Genomic DNA, 20879 nt, shown 5'->3' on the forward strand with positions numbered 1-20879 from the left:
GCTCACATCCGGAAGACGCCGAAGCCGCCACGGGCGCCCTCGACGGGGGCGTTGTGGACGGCCGACAGGCACAGGCCGAGGACGGTGCGGGTGTCGCGCGGGTCGATGACCCCGTCGTCGTACAGCCGACCGGACAGGAACATCGGCAGGGACTCGGACTCGATCTGCGCCTCGACGAAGGCGCGCATCCCGGCGTCCGCCTCCTCGTCGTACGGCTGGCCCTTCGCGGCGGCGGACTGCCTCGACACGATGGAGAGCACGCCCGCGAGCTGCTGCGGGCCCATGACGGCGGACTTGGCGCTGGGCCAGGCGAACAGGAAGCGGGGCTCGTAGGCGCGCCCGCACATGCCGTAGTGGCCGGCGCCGTAGCTCGCACCGATCAGGACGGACAGGTGGGGGACACGCGAGTTGGACACCGCGTTGATCATCATCGAGCCGTGCTTGATGATGCCGCCCTGCTCGTACTCCTTGCCGACCATGTAGCCGGTGGTGTTGTGGAGGAAGAGCAGGGGGATGTCGCGCTGGTTGGCGAGCTGGATGAACTGGGCGGCCTTCTGCGACTCGGCGCTGAACAGCACGCCCTGGGCGTTGGCGAGGATGCCGACCGGATAGCCGTGGAGGGTGGCCCAGCCGGTGACGAGGCTGGTGCCGTAGAGGGGCTTGAACTCGTCGAAGTCGGAGGCGTCGACGATGCGGGCGATGACCTCACGGGGGTCGAAGGGCGTCTTGAGGTCGGGCGGGACGATCCCGAGGAGCTCTTCGGGGTCGTAGAGGGGCTCGTCGGCCTTCGGCGGGTCCGCGTTCGGCTTGCGGTGGTTCAGGCGGGCGACGACGCGGCGGGCCTGGCGGATCGCGTCGTGCTCGTCGAGGGCGTAGTAGTCGGCGAGGCCGGAGGTGCGGGCGTGCATGTCGGCTCCGCCGAGGGACTCGTCGTCGCTCTCCTCGCCGGTGGCCATCTTGACCAGTGGCGGGCCGCCGAGGAACACCTTGGAACGGTCCTTGATCATGATGGTGTGGTCGGACATGCCGGGGATGTACGCGCCTCCGGCGGTGGAGTTGCCGAAGACGACGGCGACGGTCGGGATCCCCTCGGCCGAGAGCCGGGTGATATCGCGGAAGATCGCGCCGCCCGGGATGAAGATCTCCTTCTGGGAGGGCAGGTCGGCGCCGCCGGACTCCACGAGGCTGATGCACGGGAGGCGGTTCTGCCGGGCGATCTCGTTGGCCCGCAGGGCCTTCTTCAGGGTCCAGGGGTTGCTGGCGCCACCGCGGACGGTGGGGTCGTTGGCGGTGACCAGGCACTCGACGCCCTCGACCGTGCCGATACCGGTGACCATGGAGGCGCCGACGGGATAGTCGCTGCCCCAGGCGGCGAGCGGGGACAGCTCCAGGAACGGGGTGTCCGGGTCGAGGAGCAGTTCGACGCGTTCGCGGGCCAGGAGCTTGCCGCGGGTCTTGTGGCGGGCGGTGTACTTCTCACCGCCGCCCGCGAGGGCCTTGGCGTGTTCGGCGTCGAGCGCGGCCAGGCGCTCCAGCGCGGCGGTACGGGCCTGCGCGTGCTCGGGGGCGTGGGGGTCGACGGTGGTGCCGAGGCGGGTCATGAGCCGGTCCCCTCCGGGGCGGGTGTGGGCAGCAGGTGGGACGGGATGTCGAGGTGGCGGGCGCGGAGCCATTCGCCGAGGGCCTTGGCCTGGGGGTCGAAGCGGTGGCCGGAGGCGACGCCGTCGCCGAGGATGCCGGTGAGGGTGAAGTTCAGGGCGCGGAGGTTCGGGAGCGCGTGCCGGACGACGGGCAGGTCCCGAACTTCGGGGAGCAGCTCCTGGAGGACCTCCACCGTGAGGGTGCGGTGGAGCCAGTCCCAGGCTTCGGCCGACTCCACCCACACCCCGACGTTGGCGTCCCCGCCCTTGTCCCCGCTGCGGGCCCCGGCCACTGCACCCAGAGGGGCGCGGGTGGTGGGCCCTGCGGGGCTCTCCCCCACCCCGCCCTTCCACCGTTCCCTGAGGCTCCCCCCCAGACCCCGCTCCTCAACTGCCGGAGGGGCTGTTCGAGGCGGCGCCGGGACGGGTACCCGGGTGCCGTCCGGGAGGACGGCCGCGTGGGGGACGGCCGACGCCGGGACCAGGGCCGAGGTGAAGACCCCGTACGGCTGGGCCGGGCCGGGTGGGGCGGTGACGTGGAAGCCCGGGTAGCTGGCCAGGGCGAGTTCGATCGCCGCCGAGGTCAGGCCGCGGCCCACGCGGTCCGGGGACGGGTCGCGGACCACCAGGCGCAGGAGGGCGCTGGCCGTCTCCTCCGTCGGTGCGTCCTCGTGGTCCGTGCGGGACAGGGTCCACGCGGCGTCGGCCACGCCCTCCAGGGCATCGGAGAGCTGGGCGCGGACGAGCTGCGCCTTCGCCTCGATGTCCAGGCCGGTCAGGACGAAGACCACCTCGTTGCGCCAGCCGCCGATGCGGGTGACGCCCACCTTGAGGGAGGGTGGGGGAGCCTCGCCGCGCACACCCGTGACGCGGACGCGGTCGGTGTCCTCCTCGGTCAGCCGGACCGTGTCCAGGCGGGCCGTGACGTCCGGGCCGAGATAGCGGACGCCCTGGGTCTCGTAGAGGAGTTGGGCCGTGACCGTCCCGGTGGTGACGGCCCCGCCCGTGCCCGGGTGTTTGGTGATCACCGAGGAGCCGTCCTCGGAGATCTCCGCGAGGGGGAAACCCGGGCGGCGGACGTCGTGCGCGGTGAAGAAGGAGTAGTTCCCGCCGGTGGCCTGGGTCCCGCACTCCAGGACGTGGCCCGCGACCACCGACCCGGCCAGCCGGTCGTAGTCGTCCGGCGCCCAGTCGAACCACCAGGCCGCCGGGCCGCTGACCAGCGCCGCGTCCGTGACCCGGCCGGTCACGACCACGTCCGCGCCGGCCCGAAGACAGGCGGTGATCCCGGCGCCGCCGAGGTAGGCGTTGGCGGTGAGCGCCCCTTCCTCGTACGGCATCAGGTCGTCGCCCTCGACGTGCGCGACGCGGACGGGTACCCCGGCCTTGGCCGCCAGCGCCCGTACGGCGTCGGCCAGTCCGGCCGGGTTCAGGCCGCCGGCGTTCGTGACGATCCGTACGCCGCGTTCGTGAGCCAGCCCGAGCCCCTCCTCCAGCTGCCGCAGGAAGGTCTTGGCGTAGCCGAGGTCCGGGTTCTTCAGACGGTCGCGGCCGAGGATCAGCATGGTCAGCTCGGCCAGGTAGTCCCCGGTCACCACGTCCAGCTCGCCGCCGGTCAGCATCTCGCGCAGGGCGTCGAAGCGGTCCCCGTAGAAGCCGGACGCGTTGGCGACGCGCAGCGGACGGCGGGTCACCGCGAGGCTCCCGGCTCGCGGCCGGGCCCCGCCGGGCCCGCGAAGGCCTGGGCGATGCCGAGCCAGCGGTCCGCGTCGTCGCCGGTCGCGGACAGGGCCAGGTCGGCGCGGTGGGCCCGCTGGGTCACCAGGAGGCAGAAGTCGAGCGCCGGGCCCGTGATCCGCTGCGGGGCGTCCGGTGGGCCGTACGCCCACACGCCCGTGCCGTCGGGGGCGGTCAGCTCCACCCGGAACTCCTCGGCGGGCGCGGGCAGTCCGTGTACGGCGTAGGCGTAGTCGCGGGCCCGTACGCCGATCCGGGCCACGTGCCGCAGCCGGGCGGTCGGGGTGCGGCGGACGCCGAGCGCGTCGGCGACGTCCTGGCCGTGCGCCCAGGTCTCCATGAGCCGGGCGCTGGCCATGGAGGCGGCCTTCATCGGCGGCCCGTACCAGGGGAAGCGGGTGTCAGGCGAGGCCGCGGCGAGGGCTTCGCCGAGGGCGGCGCGCGCGGAGCGCCAGCGGGCGAGCAGCTCGGCGGGCGGCAGCCCCGCGCCCTCCTCCGCGCCTTCGTCGACGAACGAGTCGGGGGCCTTCAGGGCCTCCTCGACCATGCGGCCGAAGCCGTCGGCGTCGGTGAGGGAGAGCAGTGCGGCCCGGTCCGTCCAGTGCAGGTGGGCGATCTGGTGGGCGACGCTCCAGCCCGGCGCGGGGGTGGGCAGGGCCCAGTCGGGCACCGGCAACTCCGCCACCAAGGCGTCCAGTTCAAGGCCTTCATCGCGCAGATCGGCGAAGACGGCGACAGTGGCTGCGGCGGCGGCTGCGGCAGTGGCATCGACGGCGGACGGATCGGGCACGGCGTGCTCCCCTCTCGGCGTGAGGGGAAGACTGGCAGCCTCCACGAAAACAATCAAGCATGCTTGCATGATTTGACCGAGGGCGGCGCGTTCCCGCCACCCACGCCAACCCGGCTCCCGACAAGGGCAGTTGACACCGATCGCGAAGAGGGCTGGTCTGGCGGCGCCGCTCCCGTCCGGTACGCAGGGGGCGATTCAGGCCGTAAGCCGGAAACTCGCGAAACGTCACCGGATGTCCCGTCGATACTGGACGTTCCGCTCCGGGCCCGGGCGAACACGCGACCTCGATCGCGCTCGCAAGCACGTTCATGTCACTCGACGCAGACGACGAAGAGGATGAGCAGACGTGACCCAAGCCGCCCGAACCCCCTCCTCCCTCTATCCCGAACTCGACGCGACCTCCCTCGGCGCCTTCGTCACCGCCCTGGAGAGCGGCGACGTCACCGGCCTCGCCCCCGCCCGCGCCGCCGAGGTCGCCGAGCTCCGCTCCGTCGCCGTCTTCACCCGCGGCAAGGTGACCGGCGCCGACGGGGACCTGCTCGACGCCGCGCTCTGGCGCCACACCGGGATACAGCCGCGCCCGCTGATCGTGATGCCCTCGCCCTGGACCAGCCTGGGCTGGCTCGTCTACGCCGTCCAGGCCACCGTCTTCGCGGCCCGCGGCTACGACGTCCTCGCCTACACCACCCGCGGCTTCGCCGCCTCCGAGGGCCAGGTGGAGGTGGCGGGCCCGCTCGACGTCGCCGACGGCAGCCGCGCCCTGGACCACCTCGTCGAGCGCAGCTCCGGGCCGGTGACGGGGATCGGCTTCCTCGGGGACTCGTACGGCTCGGGCATCAGCCAGCTGGTCGCCGCGCACGACACCCGGGTCGACGCGGTGGTCGCGCTCAGCAGCTGGGGCGATCTCGGGGAGGCGTTCTACGAGAACTCCACGCGCCACGTCGAAGCCGTACGGGCCCTGCTCAAGGCCGCCGCGAAAGCGCGGCTGAGCCCGCAGACGCAGAGCGTGTTCGACAACGTCCTCGCCGGTCGCGACGTGCCGGGCACCCTGGCCTGGGCGGAGCTGCGCTCGCCCTTCACGCACGTCAAGGAGCTCAACCGGCGTGAGGTGCCCGTCTTCTACGCGCACGCCTGGCACGAGACGCTCTTCCCGCCCAACCAGACCCTGAAGATGTTCAACGAGCTGACCGGCCCCAAGCGCCTGGTCCTGTCCATCGGCGACCACTCCGGGCCCGAGTCGTCCGGCATGCTCGGCCTGCCCAACCGGATCTGGACGGACGCCCACCGCTGGTTCGACCACCACCTCAAGGGCATCGACAACGGCATCGCCGACGAGGGCCAGGTGCTCAGCGAGGTGATGTGGAACAAGACCCTCGAACCGCGCCCGACCTGGCCCTCCCTCACCGAGCACATACACCGGCTGCACCTGGCGGACGGCGGGGAACTGGCGGAGGAGCCGGAGGCCGGCTGGACCGCGACCGTGGTGTGCGGGGTGGACACCACGGCGACCGTCGCCGACGCGGTCGTCACGGCCGGCTACGCGGAGATGGCCGGCCGGCCGAAGGTCTACCCGACGGGCGACATCGACCGCTCCGTCGCCGCGGTGTGGGCATCGGCCCCGGCCCCGGAGACCACCCGGCTGCGCGGCACACCGAAACTGCGCGTGACGTACCGGGCGGCCAACCCCGGGTCCAGCTTCGTCGCCTACCTCCTCGACACGGCGCCCGACGGCTCGGCCCACATCGTCACGCACGCCCCGTACTCCGACCTCGAATCGGCGCCCGACAGCCTGATCAGAGCGGACATCGAGCTCCAGGCCACGGCGTACGACGTCCAGCGCGGCAACCGGCTGATGCTGGTGATCGACGCCCGCGACCCCTTCTACGGCGACACCAACCTGCCGCGGGCGACGCTGGCGTTCACCTCACCGGAGGCGACGCCCTCGTACCTGGACCTGCCGCTCGGCTGACCGGCTGAGGGGTGTACGCCCGCCCCGCCGGTCCCCCGTGGCCGGCGGGGCGGGCGTACGGCTTCAGGGGCGACGGGCGGGCCAGACCGGGGGAGGGAACTGGGGCACGCGGCGGCGCCGCCGAAGGGCCTCGCCCACAAAGAGGGACACGGTTCCCGTCACGAGCGTCGCCGTGAACGACAGCAGCATGACGATCGGCCGCCACCAGTTGTCGGCCGGCAAGATGGCGTGCCATGCCACTCCCGACCCCACCGCAAGAGCCACCAGCAGCGGAATCCTGGCCACCAGTGACAGCCGACGGCTGACCAGGACGAAGACGCACCCGAGGACGCCGGCCGGCACCACAGAGAGGAAGAAGCCCACAGCCAGGAAGATGAGCAAAAAGAAGATCATGTCGCACTCTTTCTGGGCTTGAGCCGGCTCGGACCGGCCTGAACCGACCCGTGACGGGGGAGGGCACGGCCGCACCCACCACTGCACTGCGGCGCAGCGGCCCCTGCCGGGATACTGCCAGTAGAGTTGAACATGTTCAATGCTTCTGCCTGAACGCGTTCAATGCGCGCTGGTCACGCCGATCGTCAGGCGGTCCGCTTCCGGGTCTGCGAGCGGACCGCGCCCATGCTGGCCGCGATCACCAGCGCGATGGCCACGGCGTCCAGCGCGGACATGGCCTGGTTCAGCACGAGGAAGCCCGCGGTGGCCGCGATGGCCGGCTCCAGGCTCATCAGGATCGCGAAGGTCGGGGCCGGGAGCCGCCGCAGGGCAAGGAGTTCCAGGGTGTACGGGAGCACGGAGGACAGCACGGCCACACCGGCACCCAGCGCGAGGGTGCTCGGGACCAGCAGGTCGGAGCCGGCTTCGACGATGCCCAGCGGCAGCGAGAGCACCGCGGCCACCGCCATCGCCAGGGCCAGGCCGTCGGCCTGCGGGAAGCGGCGGCCCGTACGCGCGCTGAACACGATGTACGCCGCCCACATCGCGCCCGCCCCGAGCGCGAAGGCCGCGCCCAGCGGGTCGAGACCGCCGAAGCCGCCCCCGCCGTGGCTGGACAGCAGCACGACACCGGCCAGGGCCAGGCCCGCCCACAGCAGGTTCACCAGGCGCCGGGAGACGACGACCGAGAGGGCGAGCGGCCCCAGCACCTCAAGGGTGACGGCCGGGCCGAGCGGGATGCGGTCGATGGCCTGGTAGAAGAGGCCGTTCATGCCCGCCATGGCCACGCCGAAGGCGACGACCGTGCCCCAGTCGGCCCGGACGTAGCCGCGGACCTTGGGGCGGCACAGGAGCAGCAGCACGACCGCGGCGGCCGCGAGGCGCAGGGTGACCACGCCCGCCGCCCCGACCCTCGGCATGACCATGACCGCGAGGGCCGCGCCGAACTGCACCGAGACCCCCGCCGAGATCACCAGCGCGACGGGCCCGAAGCGGGCGGGGGCGCGTCCCGCGGGGGGCGCGGCGAGGGGGGCTGTGGCCGACACGGGCACGGTCGTGGTCGGGGAAGGGGAGGACGGTGCGGTCGGTGCGGTCATTCATCCAGATTACGGGCCCGTAAGGAGTGATCCCGCATCCGTTGCCTTACAGGCTCTCCGCCGCGAGGTCTTCTGCCAGGCCGTCCGCCAGGAGTTCCGCCAGGTGGCGGGCCCGCACCCCGCCGAGTTGGGCGATCTGGGTACGGCAGGAGAACCCGTCGGCCTGGACGGCTGCGTCCCGCGGGGCCGCGCGCAGCGACGGGAGGAGCTGCTCCTCCGCGCACGCCACCGACACCTCGTGGTGGCCCGGCTCGAAGCCGAAGTTCCCGGCCAGGCCGCAGCAGCCGCCGCTGAGCTCGCCCACCAGGCCCGCGCGCTCGCGCAGCCGCCGGTCGGCGGCATCGCCGAGCACCGCGTGCTGGTGGCAGTGGGTCTGGCCGACCACCGCCCGGTCCAGGCGCGGCGGTTGCCAGGCCGGGGCGTACTCCTCCAGCGTCTCGGCGAAGGTGCGGACGGCTGCCGCGAGGCGCGCCGCGCGGGGGTCGTCGGGGAGGAGCGCGGGGAGGTCCGTGCGCAGGGCCGCGGCGCAGCTGGGTTCCAGGACCAGCACGGGTGCGCGTACGTCGCCCACGGCGTCCAGGGTGCGGTGGAGGACCTTGCGGGCGCGGTCCAGGCGGCCGGTGGAGAGGTAGGTCAGACCGCAGCACGGCCGGCTGCCGCGGGGGACGGATACCTCCAGGCCGGCGGCCCGCAGGACCCGTACGGCTGCGCGGCCGGCCTCGGGAGCCAAGTACTCCGTGAACGTGTCGGGCCAGAGGGTGACGGTGGGGGTGGCCGTGGGGGTGGCCGTAGGGGCTGCCGTGGGTGCGGTGCCCTGCAGGCGGCTTCCGGGCTCTGCCCGGACCCGCGCCGCAGCACCGGTCGGCCACCAGCGGGTGAACGGCTCGGCCGCCAGTGCCGGCAGCGCCCGTTCCCGCGCCACGCCCGGCACCGGGAGCAGCCGTCCCGCCGCGTTTACGACGCCCGCCATCCGCAGCGCGGCGATCAGGCGGAGCCACCGGGGCAGGCCGCCCAGCGTGTAGTGGGCGAGCGGACGGACGCGGCCCGCCCAGTGGCGGTGCAGGAACTCCGACTTGTACGAGGCCATGTCCACGCCCACCGGGCAGTCGCTGAGGCACCCCTTGCAGCCCAGGCACAGGTCCAGCGCCTCGGCGACCTCCGCCGACCGCCAGCCGTCCCGCACGACCTCCCCGGCCAGCATCTCGTGCAGCAGCCGGGCCCGGCCCCGCGTGGAGTGCCGCTCCTCCCCCGTGGCCCGGTACGACGGGCACATCACCCCCGGCCCGCCCACGTCCGAGGAACGGCACTTCGCGACGCCGACGCACCGGGCGACCTCACCCGCGAAGGAGGTCTGCGGCAGCACGGCGAAGCGGAGGTTCTCGTCCAGGCGGCCCGGCCGGACCAGCATCCCCGGGTTCATCCCGCCCGCCGGGTCCCACACGTCCTTGTACGCGCCGAAGAGCCGGACCACGTCATGCCCGTACATCCTCGGCAGCAGCTCCGCCCGCGCCTGCCCGTCCCCGTGCTCCCCCGACAGCGAGCCGCCGTGGGCGACGACCAGGTCCGCCATGTCGGACGAGAAGGCCCGGAAGCGGACCACGCCGTCCGCCGACGCCAGGTCGAAGTCGATCCGTACGTGGACGCAGCCCTCACCGAAGTGCCCGTACGGCGATCCGCGCAGCCCGTGCGCCGCCAGCAGGGCGCGGAACTCCCGCAGGTACGCCCCCAGCCGGGCCGGCGGCACCGCGCAGTCCTCCCACCCCGGCCAGGCCATCTCCCCTCCCGGCAGCCGCGTCGCCGTGCCCGCCGCGTCCTCCCGGATCCGCCACAGGGCCCGCTGCCCCGCCGGGTCCGTGACCACCACCGCGTCGAGCGCGTCAGCGCCCCGTACGAGCGCCCGCGCGCCGCCCTCGTCGGCCATCTCGACGAACAGCCACGCCCCGCCCCGCGGCAGCCCGCCCACCCCCCTGACCAGGTCTTCCGCCATCCCCTCCACGGTCAGCGGGCGGTACGGGAGCAACCCGGCCGCCGCGTCCGCCGCCGCGGTCTCGTCCGCGTACCCGAGCACCGCGAGCACCGGCGCGCGCGGCGCCTCCACCAGGCGCACCATGGCCTCGGTCACCACCCCGAGCGTGCCCTCGCTCCCGCAGAAGGCCCGGGCCACTTCTACCCCCCGCTCGGGAAGCAGGGCGTCCAGCCCGCCGTAGCCGGAGATCCGCCGCGAGAAGCCGCCCGAGCCGCCCGGGCCGCCGCCCATCCCCGTGCGCAGGAGGGCCAGGTTCCCGTCGACCAGCTCCCGCAGCCCCGCCGGGGCCCCTGCCCAGCCGGTCCCGATCCGGTACGAGGAGCCCCCGTACGCCGTCACCGCCAGCACGGCCACGTTGTCGGCGGTGGTCCCCCAGGCCACCGAATGGGCGCCGCACGCGTTGTTTCCGATCATGCCGCCGAGGGTGCAGCGGGAGTGCGTGGAGGGGTCCGGCCCGAAGGTCAGCCCGTACGGGCGCACCGCGTCCCGCAGCCGGTCGAGCACCAGCCCGGGCTGGACCACGGCGGTGCGCGCGGCCGGGTCGACCGACACCAGGGCGTTCATGTGCCGGGTGAGGTCGAGCACCACCCCCGTCCCCGTCGCCTGCCCGGCGATGGAGGTCCCGCCGCCGCGCGGGACGACCGGTACCCCGGCGTCGGCGCACACGCGCAGGGCGGCCGCCACGTCCTCGGCGTCGCGCGGGGCCACCACGCCCACCGGGACGCGCCGGTAGTTGGAGGCGTCCATGGTCACCAGCGCCCGCGCCGCGGCCCCGAAGTCCACCTCGCCTCGCAGCCCCGCCCGCAATGTCCGTTCGAGTTCCCCGGGTGACGTCACGCCCCCAGCCTCCCACCGTCGGTTGCGTCTCATCGGGTGGACGCGGCTCCGAGACGTGGACCTGGACCCGATACGCTCCGCTCGTGGCTGAGATCCAGATTCCCGCTGACATCAAGCCCGCCGACGGACGCTTCGGCGCGGGCCCCTCCAAGGTGCGGACCGAGGCGCTGGACGCCCTCGCCGCCACCGGAACCTCCCTGCTCGGAACCTCGCACCGCCAGGCCCCGGTCAAGAACCTGGTCGGCTCGGTGCGCCAGGGGCTCCGGGACCTCTTCTCCCTCCCCGAGGGCTACGAGGTGATCCTGGGCAACGGCGGCTCCACCGCCTTCTGGGACATCGCGACCCACGGGCTGATCGAGCAGAAGTCCCAGCACCTCACCTTCGGCGAGTTCTCCTCCAAGTTCGCCAAGGCCGCGAAGCTCGCGCCGTGGCTGGACACGCCGTCCGTGATCTCCTCGGAGCCGGGCACGCACCCCGAGCCGCTCGCCGAGGCGGGCGTGGACGTGTACGCGTACACCCACAACGAGACCTCGACGGGTGTCGCGGCGCCGGTCAAGCGCGTCGCGGGCGCCGATGCCGGGTCCCTCGTACTGGTGGACGCGACCTCGGGCGCCGGCGGCCTGCCGGTGGACATCACCGAGACCGACGTCTACTACTTCGCCCCGCAGAAGTCCTTCGCCTCGGACGGCGGCCTGTGGCTGGCCGCGTTCTCCCCGGCCGCCCTGGAGCGCGCGCAGCGCGTGCACGACTCCGGCCGGCACATCCCGGAGTTCTTCTCGCTGCCGACGGCGATCGACAACTCGCTGAAGAACCAGACGTACAACACCCCGGCACTGTCGACCCTCTTCCTGCTGAACGAGCAGCTGGAGTGGATGAACGGCCAGGGCGGTCTGGAGTTCACGACCGGCCGTACGGCGGCCAGCGCGCGCAACCTGTACGGCTGGGCCGAGGCCTCGAAGTACGCGACCCCGTTCGTCGTGGACGCCGACAAGCGCTCCGCCGTCATCGGCACGATCGACTTCTCGGACGACATCGACGCGGCGGCCGTGGCCAAGGTGCTGCGCGCCAACGGGATCGTGGACACCGAGCCGTACCGCAAGCTCGGCCGCAACCAGCTCCGCATCGCGATGTTCCCGGCGATCGACCCGGCGGACGTGCAGGCGCTGACCGCCTGCATCGACTACGTGATCGAGAAGCTCTAGCAGTCCCGCTCGGAGCCCCCGGTGACCTCTCGTCACCGGGGGTTCCGTCGTACCGGCGCGGTGATGTCCGCCCACCTCACCGGGAGGACGTGGCCCCGCACGCGCTACCTTCTGGAGTTCGGGTACGGCAATTCTTGGAGGCAGCGGCGTGAGCGTGCGAGTGACGGCGGCCCAGAGCGGTGTGGACCCCTTCGGCACGGCCCGGCTGCGGCGCGGGGTGCTCGACTCCTGGGGCGCGGGCCCGGCCCGGTTCCGCGAGGACGCCAACGCCGAGGAGGACCTGGCCCTCGGCGGCTACCGCGACCGGCTCGTCGTCGAGCTGGCGCAGAACGCCGCCGACGCCGCGGCCCGGGCCGGGGTACCGGGCCGGATGCGGCTCACCCTGCACCCCGGCGAAGGCGGGCACGCGGTGCTGGCCGTCGCCAACACCGGCGCCCCGCTCGACGCCACGGGCGTGGAGTCCCTGAGTACCCTGCGCGCCTCCGCCAAGCGCGAATCCGGGGCCGGCTCGGGCGACACCGTCGGCCGCTTCGGCGTCGGTTTCGCCGCCGTCCTCGCCGTCTGTGACGAACCCGCGGTGCTCGGCCGCCACGGCGGCGTCCGCTGGTCCCTGGCCGAGGCCCGCGAGCTGGCCCGCGAAGCCGCCGTCGGCAGCCCCGGCCTCGGCGACGAGCTGCGCCGCCGCGACGGCCACGTCCCCCTGCTGCGGCTCCCGCTGCCCGCCCAGGGCAGCGCGCCCGAGGGCTACGACACCGTGGTCGTCCTCCCGCTGCGCGACGCCGCCGCCGAGGACCTGGTGGAGCGGCTCCTCGCCGCCGTCGACGACGCCCTGCTGCTCACCCTGCCCGGGCTGTGCGAGGTCGTCATCGAGACGCCGTCGGACGGCAGGGCCGGCAGCGTCCGCACCCTGTACCGGCGCGACGAGGGCCCGTACACCGTCATCGAGGACTCCCGGTCGGGGACGAACCGCTGGCGCACCGTCCGCCACGGCGGCCCCATCGAGCGGGCCCTGCTCGCCGACCGGCCCGTGGAGGAGCGGCTGCGGCCCACCTGGTCGGTGTCCTGGGCGGTGCCCGTCGACACCGACGGCGCCCCGCTGTACCCGGCCACCGCGCCCGTGGTCCACGCCCCGACCCCGACCGACGAGCCGCTGGGCATCCCGGCCCTGCTCATCGCGACCCTGCCGCTGGACACCTCCCGCCGGCATCCCGCGCCGGGGCCGCTGACCGACTTCCTCGTGGAGCGCGCCGCCGACGCGTACGCCGAACTCCTCGGTGCCTGGGACCCGGTGTCCACCTCCCTCGTGGACCTGGTGCCCGGCCCGCTCGGCAAGGGCGAACTGGACGGGGCCCTGCGCGCTGCCGTCCTCCAGCGGCTGCCCCGTACGGCCTTCCTCGCCCCCGCCGCGCCGCCCGAGCACGCGGAGGAGCGCAACGCCCTGCGCCCCTTCGAGGCCGAGGTCGTGGAGGGCGCGGGCGCCGATACCGTACGGGTCCTCGCCGAGGTCCTGCCGACCCTGCTCCCGGCCGGTCTGGAGCGCCGCCCCGAGCTGCGCACCCTGGGCGTGGGCCGGCTGCCGCTGGGCGATGCCATCGAGCGGATCGCGGGCATCGAGCGGACCCCCGACTGGTGGCACCGGCTCTACGACAGCCTCGCCGGGGTCGACCCCGACCGGCTGTCCGGGCTTCCCGTGCCGCTGGCCGACAACCGTACGACGATCGGGCCGCGCCACGTCCTGCTCCCGTATGCGGACACCCCCGCGGACCTGGCCCGGCTGGGGCTGAAGGTGGCCCACCCGGACGCGGCGCACCCGCTGCTGGAGAAGCTCGGGGCGCTCCCCGCGACGCCGCGCGCGGTGCTCACGACCCCGCAGGTCCGGGCCGCCGTCGCCGGATCGATGGACGCGGGCGAGATCTGGGACGAGGACGCGCTGGACCCGGAGGAACTGGCCGACGTCGTCCTGGGCCTGGTCCGCGACGCCGACCTGAGCCCGGGCGACGAGCCCTGGCTGGGGGCGCTGGCCCTCCCGGACGAGGAGGGGGAGCTGACCCCGGCGGGCGAACTGCTGCTGCCCGGATCGCCGCTCGCCTCGGTCATCCGCGAGGACGAGATCCCGTACGTGGACGCCGAACTGGCCTCCCGGTGGGACGCGGACACCCTCACCGCCTGCGGGGTGCTGGCCGCCTTCCAGCTGGTGCGCGCCACCGACGTGGTCCTGGACCCGGACGAACTGGAGCCGCGCGACGGGGACTTCGCCGAGCCCGACGACGCGGGCCTGCTCGACGCGGTGGACGTCTGGTGCGAGGACCTACTTGACCAGCTGCCGGACACCCCGGTGCCGCCGGTGGCGACCGAGCTCGTCGCCGTGCGCGACCTCGACCTGGTCGACGACGACTGCTGGCCCCAGGCCCTGGCCATGCTGGCGCAGCCGCCGCTGCGTGACGCCCTGACCCAGCCCGTGCGCATCCTCCTCCCGGACGGCACCACGCAGTCCGTGCGCCCGTACACCGCGTGGTGGCTGCGCGACCACCCGGTGCTCGACGGGCGCCGCCCGGCGGGCCTGCGCGCGGCGGGCGGCGATCCGCTGCTGGAGGGCCTCTACACCTCGGCGGACGCGACCGGCTTCGAGGACGAGCAGGTGCTGCGGGCCCTGGGTGTACGGACCACCGTGGCGGCCCTGCTGGACGAGCCGGGCGGCGCGGCCGAGCTCCTGGGCCGCCTCGCCGACCCGGACCGCGAGGTGACGGGCCGCCAGCTGCACGGCCTGTACGCCGCGCTGGCGGACCTGGACCCCGAGCAGGTCACGCTGCCGGACGAACTGCGTGCGGTGGTGGACGGCGAGGTCCGCGTGGTGGACGCGGCGGACGCGGTCATCGCCGACGCCCCGGACCTGCTCCCGCTGACGGTGGGGCTGCCGCTCCTGCCGGTCACCCCGTCCCGGGCGGCCGACCTGGCGGACCTCCTCCAGGTCCGGCGGCTCTCGGAGACCGTTCCGGCCGAGGTGACCACGCCGGGCGAGGAGCACGAGGTCCCGGAGCCGGTCCGCATCCTGCTGGGCCCCTCGACCCCGTACACCTACATCGAGCACGAGGAACTGATCGCGGGGGGCACCGAACTGGACTGGCGCCGCACCCCCGACGGCACCCTTCACGCCTCCACCCTGGAGGGCGTCGCGGCGGGCCTGGCCTGGTCGGCGGGCCAGTGGCCCCGCCGCTTCGAGGTGGCGGCCCTCCTGGAGGACCCGTCCCGCACTGCGGAACTGGCGCGCGACCGCTGGTTCGACTAGGGCGCCCGTCGCTCTGGCCGGCCCGCCCCGGGAGACCCCGGCGGGCCGGTCAGAGAGCGAACACGACTCCGCGCCAGGTCCATCCCGCGGCGAGGAGCGTGTTCCGCAGGGGATCCTTCACATCCCGTGTGTCGAAGCGGAACGTTTCGGCCCGGCGGCCGTCCGGCCCCTTCCTGGCATCCCACTGCTTGTACACCGCCATCCCCGGCACGCGGGAGTACTGCCGCCCGGACTCGTGCGACGGCTCCCACCGCTCGTCGGGGGCGCGCACCTCGCGCTTGGCGGTGACCAGGCGCATGCGGATCTTGAGGGTCACGTCCACCTCCCGGACCGGCAGTCCGCCACGAGGTCGGCGCCTGCCTTCGGGGTGCCGTCGCGCACGACGAACCGCACGTCCGGCCCGTTCAGCGCGAGCTACGCGAGCAGCGCGTCCCGGACCTCCATGGCGGGCAGCGGCATGACACCGATGCCGGGTACCTGGTACCCGTGTACGTGTCCCAGAGCCGGCCCATCGCCTGATCCCTCCCGGCTGCCCCCGCTGCCAGGCTTTGATCACACGCACGGCAACCGCACACCGGCCGGGCGTTACGGCGCGGCGCGTACGCATCGCGGTCGCTAGGCGGGGAACCTACGGTTCACCCACCTGAAGGTGAACTCGATCAGGGCCGCGGCGCCCGCGGCGACGGCCACCGCGATCCACGGCATCGTCACGCCCTCCAGCTTGAGCTGGAAGAAGTCCTGGAGCCACGGCACGACCAGCACGATCAGGAACGCGCCGCCCATCGCGCCGACCAGTCCGACGCGCCACCACGTGTACGGGCGGGCGATGATCGCCAGGACCCACATCGAGGTCAGGAACAGCGTGAGGGTCGCCGCACTTGTCTCGGCCTTGAGGGAGTCGGGGCCGGTGTAGTAGTGGCGGGCGATCAGGTACGTCACGAAGGTGGCGGTCCCCGCGATCGCCCCGCCCGGGATCGCGTACCGCATGACGCGTTTCACGAAGTGCGGCCGCGCCCGCTCCTTGTTCGGGGCCAGGGCCAGGAAGAAGGCCGGGATGCCGATGGTGAGCGTGGACAGCAGCGTCAGGTGGCGGGGTAGGAACGGGTACTCGACCTGCGAACAGACCACCAGGATGGCCAGCAGCACCGAGTAGACCGTCTTCGTGAGGAAGAGGGTGGCCACGCGGGTGATGTTCCCGATGACCCGGCGGCCTTCGGCGACCACCGCGGGGAGGGTGGAGAAGCTGTTGTTGAGGAGGACGATCTGGGCGACGGCGCGGGTGGCCTCGGAGCCGGAGCCCATGGACACGCCGATGTCGGCGTCCTTGAGGGCGAGCACGTCGTTGACGCCGTCGCCGGTCATCGCGACCGTGTGGCCCTTGGACTGGAGCGCGCCGACCATGTCCCGCTTCTGCTGCGGGGTGACGCGCCCGAAGACGGAGTTCTCGTCGAGGACCGTGACCATGTCGGCCCGTTCGGCGGGGAGCCTGCGGGCATCGACGGTGTTCTCCGCGCCCGGCAGGCCGAGCTTTCCCGCGACCGCGCCGACGGAGACGGCGTTGTCTCCTGAGATGACCTTGGCCTTGACGTCCTGGTCGTCGAAGTAGCGCAGGGTGTCGGCGGCCTCGGGGCGCAGCCGCTGCTCCAGGACGACCAGGGCGGTCGGCCGGACGGCGGTGGCGACGGCCGCGTCGTCCAGCTCGCGGGCGGAACGGGCCAGCAGGAGGACCCGCAGGCCCTGCTCGTTGAGGCCGCTGATCTCGTCGAGGGCCGGGTCCCCGGCCGGGAGGAGCACGTCGGGGGCACCGAGCAGCCAGGTGTTGTTCTCGCCGTCGCCCTCGCTGAAGCTGGCGCCGCTGTACTTGCGGGCGGAGGAGAACGGCAGCGACTCGGTGCAGCGCCACTCCGCACTGTCGGGGTAGGCGTCGATGATCGCCTGGAGGCTGGCGTTGGGACGGGGGTCGGACTCGCCGAGGGCGCCGAGCACCTTCTTGACGTACGCCGGGTCCGTGCCGCCGAGCGCGCGGAGCTCGGTGACGTCCATGCCGCCCTCGGTGAGGGTGCCGGTCTTGTCGAGGCAGACCACGTCGACCCGGGCGAGGCCTTCGATGGCGGGCAGCTCCTGGACCAGGCACTGCTTGCGGCCGAGCCGGATGACGCCGACCGCGAAGGCCACGGAGGTGAGGAGGACGAGCCCCTCGGGGATCATCGGGACGATGCCGCCGACGGTGCGGGCGATGGCGTCGCCCAGGTTGTTCTCCTTGACGACGAGCTGGCTGATGATGAGGCCGATGGAGGTCGGGATCATCATCCAGGTGACGTACTTGAGGATGGTGGAGATGCCGGAGCGCAGCTCGGAGTGGACGAGCGTGAAGCGGGAGGCCTCTTCGGCCAGCTGGGCGGCGTAGGCCTCGCGGCCGACCTTGGTGGCGGTGAAGGCGCCGCCGCCGGCGACGACGAAGGAGCCGGACATGACCTGGTCGCCGGGCTTCTTCAGGACGGGGTCGGCCTCGCCGGTGAGCAGGGACTCGTCGATCTCCAGGTTGTCGGCCTCGCCGACGGATCCGTCGACGACGACCTTGTCGCCGGGGCCGAGTTCGATGACGTCGCCGAGGACGATCTCGGAGGTGGAGATCTCGGCGGTCCGGCCGTCGCGGCGGACGCTCGGTTTGGCCTCGCCGATGACGGCGAGACCGTCGAGGGTCTTCTTGGCGCGCAGTTCCTGGATGATGCCGATGCCGGTGTTCGCGACGATCACGAAGCCGAAGAGGCTGTCCTGGATCGGGGCGACGATGAGCATGATCACCCAGAGCACGCCGATGATCGCGTTGAACCGGGTGAAGACGTTGCCGCGGACGATGTCGACGGTGGCGCGGCTGCTGCGGACGGGGACGTCGTTGACCTCACCGCGCGCGACGCGCTCGGCGACCTCGGTGGTGGTCAGCCCGGCGGGCTTGAACCTCGGCGCGGGTGGCCGGACGGGGTGGACCGGGTCGAGCTCGGCCCCCGCGTCGATGGCGGGGCCGGCCCGGTCCGGCCCGTTCTGATCGATCTTCGCCCGCTGCGTCATGCTTTCGACGGTAAGCGGGGTTCCGGGGCTTCACCCGCCGAGAAGCCGGAAGATCCGACCTCAGGATGACCCGAATCGTCCCCCGGTAGCGCGCCCGGGCGGTTACTGGTCGGCCTGCGGTCCCGGCTCCGCCCGCGCGGCCTCGGCAGCCTGCTGCGCCGCGTGGCGCTTGAGGGCGGCGTCGCGGCCGCGTACGTACCAGATGCCGATCAGACCGAGGAAGCCGCCGGCCGCGCAGGTCCAGACCCACCACAGCATGCCCTGGTCGGCGAACCAGCCGTAGAAGGGGAGCTGGACCAGGAACATGGCGAACCAGATGATCGTGCCGCCGGTGACGGTGGCGACGACCGGGCCCTCCAGGGGCTCGGGCGCCTCGTGCTTCGCAGTCCATTTCGCCATGCGGCAAGTCTAGGTGCGCGGATTCGCTGTCTACGCGCGGAGATGGACGCTCCTTCGTTCATGTGTTCATACTGAAACGGTTTGGGCGTGGCCCATTTTCTTCGTATGAACCACCCAATGAGGACCGTATGAGCACCCCGGCCCCCGCCCCCGCGCCCGCCACCGCGGCGACCCTCCCGGACCCCTCCCCCCAGGGAGCATCGGCCTTGGACCGCTACTTCAAGATCTCCGAACGCGGCTCGACCGTCGCCCGCGAGGTCCGCGGCGGTCTGGCGACCTTCTTCGCGATGGCGTACATCATCGTGCTGAACCCGATCATCCTGGGCAGCGCGAAGGACATGTACGGGCACCAGCTCGACGGCGGCCAGCTCGTCACCGCCACCGTCCTGACGGCCGCCTTCACCACGCTCCTCATGGGTGTCATCGGCAACGTCCCGATCGCACTGGCCGCCGGCCTCGGCGTCAACACGGTCGTGGCCCTCCAGCTCGCCCCGCGCATGAGCTGGGCCGACGCCATGGGCATGGTGGTACTGGCCGGCTTCGTGGTGATGCTGCTCGTCGCCACCGGCCTGCGCGAGCGGGTCATGAACGCCGTACCGACGGGTCTGCGCAAGGGCATCGCCATCGGCATCGGCCTGTTCATCATGCTGATCGGCCTGGTCGACTCGGGCTTCGTCTCCCGCATCCCGGACGCCGCGCACACCACCGTCCCGCTCCAGCTCGGCAGCAACGGCCACCTGCACGGCTGGCCCGTGCTGATCTTCGCCGTCGGCGTGCTGCTCACCCTCGCCCTGCTGATCCGTAAGACGCCGGGCGCGATCCTGATCTCCATCGTGGCGATGACCGTCGTCGCGGTCGCCGTCCAGCTGATCACGAAGCTGCCGAACGAGGCGTGGGGCCTCACCGTCCCCGAGTGGCCGGGCAACCCGGTGGCCGCGCCCGACTTCGGGCTCGTCGGCCAGGTCAGCCTGTTCGGCGGCTTCGGCAAGGTCGGGATGCTGACCGGCGTCCTCTTCGTGTTCACCGTGCTGCTGTCCTGCTTCTTCGACGCCATGGGCACGATCCTGGGCGTCGGCGACGAGGCGAAGCTGATCGACGAGAACGGCGACTTCCCCGGCATCAACAAGGTCCTGCTGATCGACGGCCTGGCCGTCGCCTCGGGCGGCGCGACCTCTTCCTCCGCCACCACCTGCTTCGTGGAGTCCACGGCCGGGGTCGGCGAGGGCGCCCGCACGGGCCTGGCGAACGTCGTGACGGGCGGCCTCTTCGCCGTGGCGCTGTTCCTGACCCCGCTCGCCACCATGGTCCCGTCCCAGGCGGCCACCCCCGCCCTGGTGGCGGTCGGCTTCCTGATCCTGGCGGGCTCGGTCAAGGACATCGACTGGAGCGACTTCACCATCGCCGTCCCCGCCTTCCTGGCCATGGTGATGATGCCCTTCACCTACTCGATCACCAACGGCATCGGCATCGGCTTCATCAGCTTCTGCGCGCTGCGCCTGGCGACCGGCCGGGGCCGCGGGGTCCCGGTGGCCATGTACGTCGTGTCGGCGGTGTTCGTCTTCTACTACGCGATGCCGGCGCTCGGCCTCACGTGAGCCCCGCCTACGTTCCCACCTGCGTTCCCACCTGCGCCCCACCTCGGCCGCACGTGATCAGGTGAGCCCGTAGAACTTCTCTGTCTCGTCGACGGCCGCGTTGAAGCGCTCGTCGAAGTCGTCGCGAATGAGCGTCCGGACCACATAGTCCTGGACGCTCATTCCGCGTTTGGCGGCATGAGTCCGGAGCCTGTCGAGGAGCTCCCCGTCTATGCGCATGCTCAGCACATGTGTCCCCATGCCGAAAGAGTCGGGGCAGAGGGTATGGGCGCGTGTCACTTTCTGCTGCCAACTCACCCGTACGAGTGACGGCCGTAAATGGTGTTCCTTAGGTTGGGTAATGAGTTATTCTAAAGACATGCACGACCTCTCCCATGGCGACGACGCTGCCGCCGTGAACGACCTCCGCTCCGCCGTCATGCGACTGGGCCGGCGCCTGAAGCACCAGCGCGTCGACGAGTCGCTGAGCCCGACCGAGATGTCGGTCCTCGGCACCCTCGCCCGCTGCGGCCAGGCCACGCCTGGCGAGCTGGCCCGGCGCGAGCACGTACAGCCGCCGTCGATGACACGCATCGTCGCGCTGCTGGAGGCCAAGGGACTGGTCACGCTGGAACCGCACCCGGACGACCGCCGCCAGAAGGTGGTCCGCCAGACGGAGGAAGCCGAGGCGATGCTCGAAGAGAGCCGCCGCAAGCGCAACGCCTTCCTGGCCGGGCTCGCGGCCGAGCTGACCGAGGACGAATGGGCCAAGCTGCGCGAGGCCGCACCCGTCCTGGAGAAGCTCGCGCACCTGTAGGAAC

15 protein-coding genes are annotated in these 20879 nt (G+C 72.8%); 5 read left to right on the forward strand and 10 right to left on the reverse strand.

Annotation, left to right across the window (positions count from 1 at the left end):
- Nucleotides 1-2: 2 nt before the first annotated feature.
- The 3 genes from ACFYOB_RS24915 to ACFYOB_RS24925 form a co-directional block, all read right to left on the reverse strand.
- Nucleotides 3-1601, reverse strand: a complete 1599-nt coding sequence (locus ACFYOB_RS24915) for an acyl-CoA carboxylase subunit beta (protein ID WP_388562925.1) — start codon at nucleotides 1599-1601, stop codon at nucleotides 3-5.
- Entirely contained in the window at nucleotides 1598-3262 is a 1665-nt protein-coding gene (locus ACFYOB_RS24920; RefSeq protein WP_388563228.1) for an acyclic terpene utilization AtuA family protein, read from the reverse strand. The genes ACFYOB_RS24915 and ACFYOB_RS24920 overlap by 4 nt, the downstream gene beginning before the upstream one ends.
- A 68-nt stretch (nucleotides 3263-3330) precedes the next feature.
- Nucleotides 3331-4167: a TIGR03084 family metal-binding protein gene (locus ACFYOB_RS24925; RefSeq protein WP_388562927.1), complete on the reverse strand. Its 837-nt coding sequence runs from the start codon at nucleotides 4165-4167 to the stop codon at nucleotides 3331-3333.
- Nucleotides 4168-4513: 346 nt separating this feature from the next.
- Between ACFYOB_RS24925 and ACFYOB_RS24930 the strand changes: the two genes are divergently transcribed.
- A complete protein-coding gene (locus tag ACFYOB_RS24930) occupies nucleotides 4514-6136 on the forward strand; it encodes a CocE/NonD family hydrolase (RefSeq protein WP_388562929.1) in 1623 nt (540 codons plus the stop codon).
- A 63-nt stretch (nucleotides 6137-6199) separates the two neighbouring features.
- Here the strand turns inward: ACFYOB_RS24930 and ACFYOB_RS24935 are convergent, their stop codons facing one another.
- From ACFYOB_RS24935 to ACFYOB_RS24945, 3 genes are all read right to left on the reverse strand, one after another.
- The gene (locus ACFYOB_RS24935; protein ID WP_388562931.1) at nucleotides 6200-6517 is read right to left on the reverse strand and encodes a hypothetical protein; all 318 of its coding nucleotides are present in this window, start codon (nucleotides 6515-6517) and stop codon (nucleotides 6200-6202) included.
- A 197-nt stretch (nucleotides 6518-6714) separates the two neighbouring features.
- Nucleotides 6715-7665 carry a DMT family transporter gene (locus ACFYOB_RS24940; RefSeq protein ID WP_388562933.1) on the reverse strand — a complete coding sequence of 317 codons (951 nt, stop codon included), beginning with the start codon at nucleotides 7663-7665 and terminating at the stop codon, nucleotides 6715-6717.
- A 46-nt stretch (nucleotides 7666-7711) separates the two neighbouring features.
- Complete coding sequence (locus ACFYOB_RS24945) at nucleotides 7712-10561, reverse strand: FAD-binding and (Fe-S)-binding domain-containing protein (RefSeq protein WP_388562935.1); 2850 nt, start codon at nucleotides 10559-10561, stop codon at nucleotides 7712-7714.
- A 50-nt stretch (nucleotides 10562-10611) separates the two neighbouring features.
- Here ACFYOB_RS24945 and serC point away from each other — a divergent pair, with 50 nt between their 5' ends.
- Together serC and ACFYOB_RS24955 are read left to right on the forward strand one after the other, a co-directional pair.
- The gene (serC, locus tag ACFYOB_RS24950) at nucleotides 10612-11730 is read left to right on the forward strand and encodes a phosphoserine transaminase (RefSeq protein WP_388562937.1); all 1119 of its coding nucleotides are present in this window, start codon (nucleotides 10612-10614) and stop codon (nucleotides 11728-11730) included.
- Nucleotides 11731-11878: 148 nt separating this feature from the next.
- Nucleotides 11879-15016 carry a sacsin N-terminal ATP-binding-like domain-containing protein gene (locus ACFYOB_RS24955; protein ID WP_388562939.1) on the forward strand — a complete coding sequence of 1046 codons (3138 nt, stop codon included), beginning with the start codon at nucleotides 11879-11881 and terminating at the stop codon, nucleotides 15014-15016.
- Nucleotides 15017-15065: 49 nt separating this feature from the next.
- Here ACFYOB_RS24955 and ACFYOB_RS24960 read toward each other — a convergent pair whose 3' ends face one another.
- The 3 genes from ACFYOB_RS24960 to ACFYOB_RS24970 all read right to left on the reverse strand — a co-directional run bounded on the left by ACFYOB_RS24960 (nucleotide 15066) and on the right by ACFYOB_RS24970 (nucleotide 18484).
- On the reverse strand, nucleotides 15066-15332 hold the full coding sequence (locus ACFYOB_RS24960) for a hypothetical protein (protein WP_388562941.1): 267 nt from the start codon (nucleotides 15330-15332) through the stop codon (nucleotides 15066-15068).
- A 299-nt stretch (nucleotides 15333-15631) separates the two neighbouring features.
- The gene (locus ACFYOB_RS24965; protein ID WP_388562943.1) at nucleotides 15632-18085 is read right to left on the reverse strand and encodes an HAD-IC family P-type ATPase; all 2454 of its coding nucleotides are present in this window, start codon (nucleotides 18083-18085) and stop codon (nucleotides 15632-15634) included.
- A 102-nt stretch (nucleotides 18086-18187) separates the two neighbouring features.
- A complete protein-coding gene (locus ACFYOB_RS24970; protein WP_388562945.1) occupies nucleotides 18188-18484 on the reverse strand; it encodes a DUF2530 domain-containing protein in 297 nt (98 codons plus the stop codon).
- A 128-nt stretch (nucleotides 18485-18612) separates the two neighbouring features.
- On the opposite strand from ACFYOB_RS24970, the gene ACFYOB_RS24975 reads away from it, so the two are divergent.
- A complete protein-coding gene (locus ACFYOB_RS24975; RefSeq protein ID WP_388562947.1) occupies nucleotides 18613-20079 on the forward strand; it encodes an NCS2 family permease in 1467 nt (488 codons plus the stop codon).
- A gap of 57 nt (nucleotides 20080-20136) precedes the next feature.
- On the opposite strand, the gene ACFYOB_RS24980 is transcribed toward ACFYOB_RS24975, so the two are convergent.
- Nucleotides 20137-20319: a ribbon-helix-helix protein, CopG family gene (locus ACFYOB_RS24980; RefSeq protein ID WP_327283971.1), complete on the reverse strand. Its 183-nt coding sequence runs from the start codon at nucleotides 20317-20319 to the stop codon at nucleotides 20137-20139.
- 118 nt (nucleotides 20320-20437) lie between these two features.
- Between ACFYOB_RS24980 and ACFYOB_RS24985 the strand changes: the two genes are divergently transcribed.
- Nucleotides 20438-20875 carry a MarR family winged helix-turn-helix transcriptional regulator gene (locus tag ACFYOB_RS24985; RefSeq protein ID WP_267726860.1) on the forward strand — a complete coding sequence of 146 codons (438 nt, stop codon included), beginning with the start codon at nucleotides 20438-20440 and terminating at the stop codon, nucleotides 20873-20875.
- Nucleotides 20876-20879 lie beyond the last annotated feature (4 nt).

The sequence above is a fragment of the Streptomyces sp. NPDC006463 genome (assembly GCF_042870715.1).
In the GTDB taxonomy this organism is placed as follows: domain Bacteria; phylum Actinomycetota; class Actinomycetes; order Streptomycetales; family Streptomycetaceae; genus Streptomyces.